The sequence below is a fragment of the Tropicimonas sp. genome, assembly GCF_047971885.1.
GTDB lineage: Bacteria > Pseudomonadota > Alphaproteobacteria > Rhodobacterales > Rhodobacteraceae > Tropicimonas.
Genome location: NZ_JBKEAE010000168.1, coordinates 1 through 10,398 on the forward strand (window position 1 = coordinate 1; position 10,398 = coordinate 10,398).

Here is a 10,398-nt window from a genome sequence, read left to right on the forward strand (position 1 = left end):
CCTCCGGCCCCTGTGCCAAGCCCCCCGCATTCGCGCTCGACGCCCTGAAAGACGCCGCCCTTGGCCGGTCGCATCGCGCCGCCATCGGCAAGGCGAAGCTCAAGGCGGCCATAGAGCGCACGCGCGAAATTCTCGGCGTTCCCGACGATTATCGTATCGGTATCGTGCCCGCATCGGATACCGGCGCGGTCGAGATGGCGATGTGGTCGCTGCTGGGCGCCCGTCCGGTCGAGATGCTGGCCTGGGAAAGCTTCGGTTCCGGCTGGGTGACCGATGCGGTCAGGCAGCTTGGGCTGGACGCGACCGTCAGGACTGCCGGCTACGGCGAGATCGTCGATTTCGCGTCGGTCGATTTCGATCGCGATGTTGTCTTCACCTGGAACGGAACCACATCGGGCGTGCGCGTGCCGGATGGTGATGCGATCCCGGCGGATCGCGCCGGGCTGACCATCTGCGACGCCACCTCGGCGGCTTTCGCCGTCGATCTGCCGTGGGAAAAGCTCGATGTGACGACCTTCTCCTGGCAGAAGGTGCTGGGCGGCGAGGCGGCGCATGGCATGCTGATCCTCGGCCCGCGCGCTGTCGAACGGCTGGAAAGCCATACCCCCGCCTGGCCATTGCCCAAGATCTTCCGCCTGACCAAGGGCGGCAAGCTGATCGAGGGAATTTTCCGCGGCGAGACGATCAATACCCCCTCGATGCTGGCGGTCGAGGATTACCTTGTCGCGCTCGACTGGGCGAAGTCCATCGGCGGGCTGCCGGCGCTGATCGCGCGCGCCGATGCCAACACCGCCGTCATCGGCGGGTTCGTGGCCGAAAACGACTGGATTGACTTTCTGGCGGCCGATCCGGCGATCCGTTCGAATACCTCGGTCTGCCTGCGGTTCACCGACCCTCGGATCAGGGACGGCGCGTCCTTCGCCAAGGCGGTGGCGAAGCGGCTCGATGCCGAAGGCGTGGCCTACGATATCGGCGCTTACCGCGATGCGCCGCCGGGTCTGCGCATCTGGTGTGGCGCCACGGTCGAAACGTCGGATATCGAGGCGCTCGTGCCGTGGCTCGTCTGGGCCTTCGAGCAGGAGATTGCGACCCAGGCCGTCGACGCCTGATTTTCCCGAAACAGCATTCCGTCCGGGGGCAGATGCCCCCGGTTCGTCCCATCGACAAAGGAGCGCCAGCCATGGCCCCCAAGGTTCTCGTTTCCGACAAGCTCAGCGAAACCGCCGTCCAGATTTTCCGCGACAACGATATCGAGGTCGATTTCCTGCCCAACCTGGGCAAGGAGCCGGAAAACCTGCTCGAACTGATCCACAACTACGATGGCCTCGCCATCCGCTCGGCCACCAAGGTCACCGAGAAGATTCTGGAGCGCGCGACCAGCCTCAAGGTGATCGGCCGTGCCGGCATCGGTGTCGACAATGTCGATATCCCCGCCGCATCGAAGCGGGGGGTGATCGTGATGAACACGCCCTACGGCAACATGATCACCACGGCAGAACACGCCATCGCGCTGATGTTCGCGGTTGCCCGGCAGATACCCGAAGCCTCGGTTTCGACCCATGCCGGCAAGTGGGAGAAATCCAGGTTCATGGGGGTCGAACTGACCGGCAAGACGCTGGGTGTGATCGGGGCGGGCAATATCGGCGGCATCGTCTGCGACCGCGCGGTCGGGCTGAAGATGAAGGTTCTGGCCTACGATCCCTTCCTGTCGGACGACCGTGCGGCCAGGCTCGGCGTGACCAAGGTGGAACTGGACGAGTTGCTGAAACGCTCGGATTTCATCACCCTGCATGTGCCGCTGACCGACAAGACGCGCAATATACTGAGCCGCGAGAACCTCGGCAAGACGAAGAACGGCGTGCGGATCATCAACTGCGCCCGCGGCGGTCTGGTCGATGAGGAAGCGCTGGCCGAACTGCTGAAATCCGGCCATGTCGCCGGTGCGGCCTTCGATGTCTTCGCCAGGGAACCGGCAACCGCGAACCCGCTGTTCGGCCTGTCGAACGTGGTTGTCACGCCGCATCTCGGTGCCTCGACCACCGAGGCGCAGGAGAACGTGGCGCTTCAGGTTGCCCAGCAGATGGCGGCCTATCTGAACACAGGCGCGGTCGAGAATGCGCTGAACATGCCCTCGGTCACCGCCGAGGAGGCCCGGGTCATGTCGCCGTGGCTGAAGCTGTCGGAGCACCTCGGCGCCTTCATCGGGCAGATGACGGACGAGCCGATCAAGGCAATCAACATCCTCTACGACGGCAGGGTGTCGCAGATGAACCTCGATGCGCTCGGCTGCGCGGCCATCGCCGGGGTGATGAAGGCCTCGAACCCGGATGTGAACCTCGTTTCGGCGCCGGTTCAGGCGGTCGAGCGCGGCATCCAGATCTCGCGCACAACACAGGCCAAATCGGGCGTCTTCGACGGGTTCATCAAGCTGACGGTGGTGACGGATACCCGCGAGCGTTCGATTGCCGGCACGGTATTTTCGGACGGCAAGCCGCGCTTCATTCAGATCAAGGGCATCAATATCGATGCAGAGATCGGCGCGCACATGCTCTACACCACCAACGAGGACGTACCGGGGATCATCGGCGCGCTTGGCCGGACGATGGGAACGAACGGTGTCAACATCGCCAATTTCACCCTCGGGCGGAGCGGGCCGGGCAAGGCGGCCATTGCGCTGCTTTATGTCGACGAACCGGTGGCGCCCGGGGTGATCGCCGAACTCAAGGCAACAGGATTGTTCCAGAACGTCAGTCCGCTTCAGTTCAACGTCGCCTGATGTGTCGCGGGTAGAAGCCGTTCGGGCGCCCCGTTCCGGGGCGTCCGCTTTTTTTGATTATCATCTTGTGTAGAGTCTGTTCATGCGAAGTTATGCGATCGGCGATATCCATGGTCAGCTTGGCCGGCTGAAAGAGGCTCACGACCGGATCGCCACCGACAAGGCGCGTTGCGGCGATCCCGACGCGCCGGTGCTGCATCTGGGAGATCTGGTTGACCGGGGGCCGGATGCGCGCGGTGTCATCGACTATCTGCTTGCCCGTGCCCGGGCCGGCGAACACGATATCGTGCTTCTGGGAAACCACGACCAGATGATGCGGGATTTTCTGGTTCCGCAGCGGTGGTACGCACGCGGCGACCAGACGGGCCGCTGGCTCCAGCCCGGCATCGGCGGGCGCGAAACGTTGCGCTCTTACGGGGTGGACGTGTCGCTGGCGCGCCGGAGCAGGGCCATACGCAAGGATGCACTCGAAGCGGTTCCGCAATCGCACCGGGCATTCCTGTGCCGCCGGCCGACGTCGCATTTTGTGGGCGAGGTGTTTTTCTGTCATGCCGGCGTCCGTCCGGGCGTCGCGCTGAACCGGCAGGAGGAGCGCGATCTGCTGTGGATTCGCGATGAGTTTCTGTTCGACACCGGCGATCACGGTGCGCTGATCGTGCACGGCCACACCCCGGTCGAGGCGGTCACCCATTACGGAAACCGCCTCAACATCGATACCGGCGCCGGCTATGACGGGCCGCTTTCGGCCGTGGTGATCGAAGGGCGGGAGGTCTGGTTGCTGACCGGTTCGGGGCGCCTGCCTGTCGCGCCGGGCGCTCTCGCTCCGTTCTGACTGCGCCTCTGACTGCGCCGATTTTCGGGCTCGACCCCGGGCCGGCACCGTGCTGCCATGCGCCTTCACCGGGGCAAGTTGCCGCCGGGCGCCGGACAGGGAGAGCGAAATGCCGATATGGACCGAAACCTGGCAGTTCTGGGCGGCAATGGCCGCTGTCTTTGCCGCGTTCACCGCAATCTTCGCCAAGGTCGGTGTCGATGAGTTGAACCCCGATGTGGCGACCTTTCTCCGCACGCTGGTGGTGGCGGTCGTTCTGGGACTTGTCCTTGCCGCCACGCGCCGGTTCGAGGTGCCGGACCGGATCCCGGTCCGGGGCGCGGGGTTTCTGATCCTGTCGGGTCTGGCGACCGGGGCGTCATGGATCTGCTATTTCCGTGCCCTCAAGCTTGGCAATGCATCGCAGGTTGTGCCCGTGGACAAGCTGAGCGTGGTTCTGGTGGCGATCTTCGGCGCGCTTTTTCTGGGCGAGCATCTTTCGGCGTCTTCGTGGCTCGGTGTCGCGCTCATCGCCTCGGGTGCCATTCTGGTCGCACTGGGTTAGGTGCGAAACTGCACACTTATGCCGCGCAGCTATCCACCGTTCGGCACTATGCGGATTGCACCGGTATGATATACCATAGCGGCGATCGGCGTGGGACGAGTACGGGGAGGGAGCGATGGAACTGCGTTTCGACGGCAAGACGATCATCGTTACTGGCGGGGGATCGGGGATAGGCGCGGCAACGGCGGCGGAACTGGGTGAAAGCGGGGCCATCGTGATCGTCGCCGATCTCGATCTGGCGCATGCGGAACAGGTCGCCCGTTCCATCACCGCGAAGGGCGGCACGGCCCATGCGGTAGCGGTGGATGTGGCGAAGGCCGACGACGTCGGCGCAATGGTGGATTTCGCGGTCGAAAAGGGTGGCGCGCTTTACGGCATCGTCAACAATGCCGGAATCGGCGGCCCTTCGGCACCGACCGGCAGCTATGACCTCGACGGCTGGCAGAAGGTGATCGGCATCAACCTGTCCGGCGTTTTCTACGGCATGCGCTTTGCCATTCCGGCGATCGAGAAATCCGGTGGCGGGGCGGTGGTCAACGTGGCGTCGATTCTCGGCTCGGTCGGGTTCGCCAATTCGACGGCCTATGTCAGCGCCAAGCACGGCGTGGTGGGCGCGACCAGGAACGCGGCGCTCGAACATGCGGGCGGCGGTGTGCGGGTCAATTCGGTCGGGCCGGGCTTCATCCTGACCCCGCTGGTCGAAAGCTCGCAGGACGAGGCGACGCTGAAATTTCTCGAAGGCAAGCATGCGCTGAACCGGCTCGGGCGCCCCGAGGAGGTGGCGGCGCTTATCGTTTTCCTGCTGTCGGACCGCGCCAGCTTCATCACCGGATCCTATCACCTGGTCGACGGCGGCTATACCGCGCAGTAACGGCGCGGCAAGCGCAGGGCACGGCCGGGCGGTAAACGCTCAGGTCCAGTCCAGCACGACCTTGCCGGAAGATCCGCCGCGCATGGTTTCGAACCCCTCGCGGAATGCGTCGGCCGTGAAGCGGTGGGTAATGACCTTGCGGATATCGAGCCCGTTCTGCAGCATGGCGATCATCTTGTACCAGGTCTCGAATATCTCGCGCCCGTAGACGCCCTTGATGGTGATCGCCTTGAAGACGATGCGCGACCAGTCCACCGGGGATTTTCCCGGCGGAATGCCGAGCAGCGCGATCCGCCCGCCCATGACCAGTGCCTCGACCATCTGGTCGAGCGCCGCCTGGCTGCCCGACATCTCGAGCCCGATATCGAAGCCCTGCGACATGCCGAGCGCATGAACGACATCGCGCAGGTCCTCGCTCGCCACGTTGACGGCCCGGACATCGGCCACCGCGGCCGCCAACGCCAGACGGTCGGGGTTGATATCGGTGATTACAACGTGCCGGGCGCCGACATGCCGGGCAACCGCGGCCGCCATGATGCCGATCGGGCCGGCGCCGGTGACCAGCACATCCTCGCCCACCAGATCGAAGCTGAGCGCGGTGTGCACCGCGTTTCCGAGCGGATCGAGGATGGCGCCGATCTCGTCGTCGATCTGTTCGGGCAGGGGCACCACATTGAAGGCAGGAAGGCGCAGGTATTCGGCAAAGGCACCCGGCACGTTCACGCCGACCCCGCGCGTTTCGGGATCGAGGTGGAATTTTCCGGCGCGGACCTGCCGCGAATGGTGTCCGATCAGGTGCCCTTCGCCCGAACAGCGCTGGCCTACATGCAGGTCCTCGACCCGGCGGCCGATCTCGACGATCTCGCCGGCGAATTCGTGGCCGGTGACCAGCGGCACCGGCACGGTGCGGCTCGCCCAGTCGTCCCAGTTCCAGATATGGATATCGGTGCCGCAGATGCCGGTCTTGCGCACCCGGATCAGCACGTCGTCCGGGCCGATCTCGGGGACCGGCACGCGTTCCATCCACAGGCCCGGCTCGGGCCGCGCCTTGACCAGTGCCTTCATCCCGTTCGTCATGCCAGTACTCCCGTCTCGCGCCCGGCCCGGCCGAAGGCTTCGAGCGCGCGGTCGAGGTCCGCGCGCGTCAGGGCGGCGTTCATCTGCGTCCGGATGCGCGCGGCTCCCCGTGGCACCACCGGAAAGAAGAACCCGGCCACATAGATCCCGTATTCAAAAAGCCGTGCCGCCATCTCCTGGCTGAGCCTCGCCTCGCCGAGCATTACCGGCACGATCGGGTGCTCGCCCGGCAGCAGATCGAAACCGAGGCTTTCCAGCCCCGCCCGCCAGTAGGCGGCATTGTCGAACAGGCGCGCGCGCAGATCGTCTCCCGCCTCGACGATCCTCAGCGCCTCGAGCCCCGCCGCCACGACCGAGGGTGGCAGCGAATTGGAAAACAGGTAGGGCCGGGCGCGCTGGCGCAGCAGGTCGACCACCGGCTGCGGCCCGGCGACATAGCCGCCGATGGCGCCCCCCAGTGCCTTGCCGAGCGTGCCGGTCAGGATATCGACCTTGCCTTCCACACCGAAATACGCCGGCATTCCGCGCCCTTGCGGCCCCATGAAGCCGGTGGCGTGGCAATCGTCCACCATGACCAGCGCATCGTATCGTTCCGCCAGCGCGGTGATCTCGGTCAGCGGCGCGAGAAACCCGTCCATCGAGAACACGCCGTCGGTTGCGATCATGATGTGCCGTGCCCCGTCGGAGCGTGCCGTGCGAAGCTGCGTCTCCAGTTCGTTCATGTCGGAATTGGCATAGCGATAGCGCCGCGCCTTGCAGAGCCGGATGCCGTCGATGATCGAGGCATGATTGAGCGCGTCCGAGACGATGGCATCCTCGGACCCCAGCAATGGCTCGAACAGCCCGCCGTTGGCGTCGAAGCAGGCTGCGAAGAGAATCGCGTCGTCCTTGCTCAGAAACCGCGCCAGCGCCTGTTCCAGATCGCGGTGCATCGGCTTGGTGCCGCAGATGAAACGGACCGAGGCCATTCCGTATCCGTCGCGGTCGAGCGACGCGCGCGCCGCCGCGACGAGCCGGGGGTGATCGGCCAGCCCGAGATAGTTGTTGGCGCACAGGTTCAGCATCTCGCGCCCTCCAACCTCGATATGCCCGCCCTGCGGCGAGGTGATCGGCCGTTCGCGCTTCGTCAGCCCCTGCGCTTCGATTTCGGCAAGCGTCGCCTTCAGGCTCTGTGCAAACTCGGGCGTCATGGCTCCTCCTCTGGCTGGCACCATATTGGGCAATCGCGACGTGGAATACAGCATCGAATCGCGCGCGCCCAGCGATGGCGGCCTGCCCGGCCTTGCGCTGCGCCGCCGGCGGCGGCCGCACCTGCCGCGAATCGGGTATACAAGGCGCGCCGTCCGGTGTTTCATGCCGCGACTCTAGGTCAGGGTCATCGCAGGGCTGCGGCCAGCTATGTTGTACCAAACGAACGGGAGTGAGAAATGGAAGACATCGTAATATTGGGCGGTGCCCGCACCGCGATCGGTACCTTCGGCGGCGCGCTGGCGGCGGTTCCTCCGATCACGCTGGGCGCGACCGTCGCGCGCGAGGCGATGAGCCGGGCCGGGGTGGAGCCGGGTCAGATCGGCACCGTGGTCTTTGGCCATGTCATCAACACGGAACCGCGCGACATGTATATCAGCCGCGTCGCCTCGATGGATGCCGGCGTTCCGGACAAGGTTCCGGCGATGAACGTCAACCGGCTCTGCGGCTCGGGAGCGCAGGCCATCGTCTCGGCGGCGCAGTCGATCATGCTGGGCGACGCGGAATTTGCGCTGGCCGGCGGCGCCGAAAGCATGAGCCGCGCGCCCTATGCCGTTCCTGCCATCCGCTGGGGTGCCAAGATGGGTGACACCACCGCCGTCGACATGATGGTCGGGGCGCTTTCCTGTCCGTTCGGCACCGGACACATGGGCATCACCGCCGAAAACGTCGCCAGGGAGCATTCGGTCACGCGCGAGGCGCAGGACGCTTTCGCACTCGAAAGCCAGAATCGTGCGGCGGCGGCGATCGCGGATGGCCGGTACGCCAGCCAGATCGTTCCCGTCGAGGTCAAGGTGCGGCGCGAGACCGTCGCCTTCGACACCGACGAGCACCCCAAGGCGACGACGCTCGAGAAACTGGCCAAGCTGCGCCCGGCCTTCAGCAAGGACGGCACGGTCACGGCGGGCAACGCCAGCGGCATCAACGACGGTGCGGGCGCGGTGGTGCTGGCCAGCGCTTCGGCGGCCGAAAAGGCCGGGCTCAAGCCGATGGCGCGGATCCTCGGCTATGCCATCGCCGGTGTCCGCCCCGAGGTGATGGGCATCGGCCCGATCCCGGCGGTCGAACAACTGCTTGCCAGAACCGGGCTGGCCGTTTCGGATTTCGACGTGATCGAATCGAACGAGGCCTTTGCGGCACAGGCGCTGGCCGTTTCCGCCGGGCTTGGGTTCGACGCGGCGAAAACCAACCCGAACGGTGGGGCCATCGCGCTTGGCCATCCGATCGGGGCCACTGGTGCAATCATCACCATCAAGGCGCTCTACGAGCTTGAGCGCATCGGCGGCTCGAAAGCGCTGATCACCATGTGTATCGGCGGCGGGCAGGGCATCGCGCTGGCCATCGAACGGCTCTGAGCCTGAAATCCCGAATCGCAAGGCCCGCGCGGAAATTCCGCCGCGGGCCTTTTCTATACCCGCCCGGTGCCATATCCCGTGCCGGACGTTTTCCGCCGGGAGAAAGAATGGACCTGCGCGCGCTCATGATGGGGCTGGCCTTTGCATTCATGTGGTCGTCGGCCTTTACCTCGGCCCGGATCATCGTGGTTCATGCGCCGCCGCTCGGGGTTTCGGCCCTGCGATTCCTGATTGCCGGCACCATCGCCATCGTTATCGCCCGGCTGCTCGGCCAGTCATGGCGGCTGACCACCAGCCAGGCGCGGCTGACCGTCGTTTTCGGCATTTGCCAGAACGCGCTCTATCTGGGGCTGTTCTTCATCGCCATGCAGACCATCGAAGCCTCGCTTGCCGCCATCATCGCCTCGACGATGCCGCTGCTGGTGGCCCTGTCGGGCCGGGTCATTCTTGGCCAGCGGGTGCCGCCGCTGGGGGTTGCCGGGCTTTTCGCGGGGTTCGCGGGCGTCGCCGTCATCATGGCCAGTCGCATTCAGGCAGGCGGCGCCGACCCTGCCGGGATCGCGCTGTGCGTCATCGGCGTCACCGCGCTGACCTTCGCCACGCTGGCGGTACGGGGTGCCTCGTCCGGCGGCAACGTGCTGATGATCGTCGGGATGCAGATGCTGGTCGGAGCGGCGGTGCTGCTGCCGGTATCGCTGCTGACCGAGGCCTGGGTCTTCGACTGGACACCGGCTGTGATTGCCGCATTCGCCTATACGGTCATCGTTCCGGGTCTGATCGCAACGCTGGTCTGGTTCCTGCTGGTGCGCCGGGTCGGCGCGGTCAAGGCCGCGACCTTCCATTTCCTCAATCCGTTTTTCGGAGTCGCGGTGGCCGCGATCCTGCTCGGCGAAAGGCTCGGCCTCTGGGATGCCGTCGGTGTTGCCATCATCATGGCCGGGATCCTTGCGGTGCAGATTTCGCGGCACTCGACGGCGCCCTAGGTCTGGAGATCCGGCTGCCGCCGGCCCGTTCTTAAAATCGGCGATGCGGACAAAGCTGCCGTTCTCCCTTCGCCCGGAACAGCCGCTTCAGCGGCCCGGGCGGGCGCCTTGCGACTTACCGCGCGCACGAACGTTGGAGGTTTGTGGCAGGCATAAAATGACGACCACAAGCGTTGCGCGCCCACCCGGCAGACGGGCGCCGCCCTCCATCATGCCAGTTGTTTTCCATCACAATGCGCTCAATGCGACCTTTCGCAGGCGGGCACGGAACGGTCTTCGATGCCGCTCGTATCAGAGGGCGTTGAGCAGCGCCGGTGTCGGCCATGCGTCGGCGGGCAGGCCCAGCCGCTGCTGTTCGGACTGCACCGCCTCGCGCGTCCGTTCGCCGACGATGCCGTCGACCCCGCCGACATCGTGGCCGCGCGCTTCGAGCTTGCGTTGCAGCGCCATCACCTGTTCGCCCGAAAGCCCCGGTTCGGGATTGCCGGCGGCATAGACCGGCGCCCCTTCGAGCCGGGTGGCGAAATAGGCTGCGGTCGTCACATAGACGAAGCTCTTGTTCCATTCGAAATAGATGTGGAAGTTCGGATAGGCGAGGAAGGCCGGCCCCCTGCGCCCCTGCGGCAGCACGACCGAGGCGGGCAGATCGGCGGATCCGAAGCTGCCCTGGCGCGGGCGCACGCCAAGCGTCTCCCATTCGGTGACGGTTCTG

The 10,398-nt window shown here is 65.6% G+C and carries 10 protein-coding genes; 7 read left to right on the forward strand and 3 right to left on the reverse strand.

Going from position 1 to position 10,398, the window contains the following annotated elements; all coding sequences use genetic code 11:
• The 5 genes from ACK5IR_RS14120 to ACK5IR_RS14140 all read left to right on the forward strand — a co-directional run.
• On the forward strand, window positions 1-1,109 hold a 1,109-nt coding region (locus tag ACK5IR_RS14120), incomplete at its 5' end, for a phosphoserine transaminase (RefSeq protein ID WP_416929812.1).
• Between the two features lie 71 nt (window positions 1,110-1,180).
• Window positions 1,181-2,776 carry a phosphoglycerate dehydrogenase gene (serA, locus tag ACK5IR_RS14125; RefSeq protein ID WP_416929813.1) on the forward strand — a complete coding sequence of 532 codons (1,596 nt, stop codon included), beginning with the start codon at window positions 1,181-1,183 and terminating at the stop codon, window positions 2,774-2,776.
• Window positions 2,777-2,858: 82 nt separating this feature from the next.
• On the forward strand, window positions 2,859-3,608 hold the full coding sequence (locus ACK5IR_RS14130; protein ID WP_416929814.1) for a metallophosphoesterase: 750 nt from the start codon (window positions 2,859-2,861) through the stop codon (window positions 3,606-3,608).
• A gap of 109 nt (window positions 3,609-3,717) precedes the next feature.
• Window positions 3,718-4,152: an EamA family transporter gene (locus ACK5IR_RS14135; protein WP_416929815.1), complete on the forward strand. Its 435-nt coding sequence runs from the start codon at window positions 3,718-3,720 to the stop codon at window positions 4,150-4,152.
• A 115-nt stretch (window positions 4,153-4,267) separates the two neighbouring features.
• On the forward strand, window positions 4,268-5,023 hold the full coding sequence (locus ACK5IR_RS14140) for an SDR family NAD(P)-dependent oxidoreductase (RefSeq protein WP_416929816.1): 756 nt from the start codon (window positions 4,268-4,270) through the stop codon (window positions 5,021-5,023).
• A gap of 39 nt (window positions 5,024-5,062) precedes the next feature.
• Here ACK5IR_RS14140 and tdh read toward each other — a convergent pair whose 3' ends face one another.
• Together tdh and ACK5IR_RS14150 are read right to left on the reverse strand one after the other, a co-directional pair.
• Window positions 5,063-6,088 (reverse strand): L-threonine 3-dehydrogenase, encoded by a 1,026-nt coding sequence (gene tdh / locus ACK5IR_RS14145; protein ID WP_416929821.1) that lies wholly within the window; start codon window positions 6,086-6,088, stop codon window positions 5,063-5,065.
• 8 nt (window positions 6,089-6,096) lie between these two features.
• Window positions 6,097-7,290, reverse strand: a complete 1,194-nt coding sequence (locus ACK5IR_RS14150; RefSeq protein ID WP_416929817.1) for a glycine C-acetyltransferase — start codon at window positions 7,288-7,290, stop codon at window positions 6,097-6,099.
• A 237-nt stretch (window positions 7,291-7,527) separates the two neighbouring features.
• Between ACK5IR_RS14150 and ACK5IR_RS14155 the strand changes: the two genes are divergently transcribed.
• Together ACK5IR_RS14155 and ACK5IR_RS14160 are read left to right on the forward strand one after the other, a co-directional pair.
• Complete coding sequence (locus ACK5IR_RS14155; protein WP_416929818.1) at window positions 7,528-8,703, forward strand: acetyl-CoA C-acyltransferase family protein; 1,176 nt, start codon at window positions 7,528-7,530, stop codon at window positions 8,701-8,703.
• Window positions 8,704-8,810: 107 nt separating this feature from the next.
• Entirely contained in the window at window positions 8,811-9,686 is an 876-nt protein-coding gene (locus tag ACK5IR_RS14160) for a DMT family transporter (RefSeq protein WP_416929819.1), read from the forward strand.
• A gap of 291 nt (window positions 9,687-9,977) precedes the next feature.
• On the opposite strand, the gene ACK5IR_RS14165 is transcribed toward ACK5IR_RS14160, so the two are convergent.
• Window positions 9,978-10,398 (reverse strand): peptidoglycan-binding protein (locus ACK5IR_RS14165; protein ID WP_416929820.1); only part of this gene is annotated, 421 nt, incomplete at its 5' end.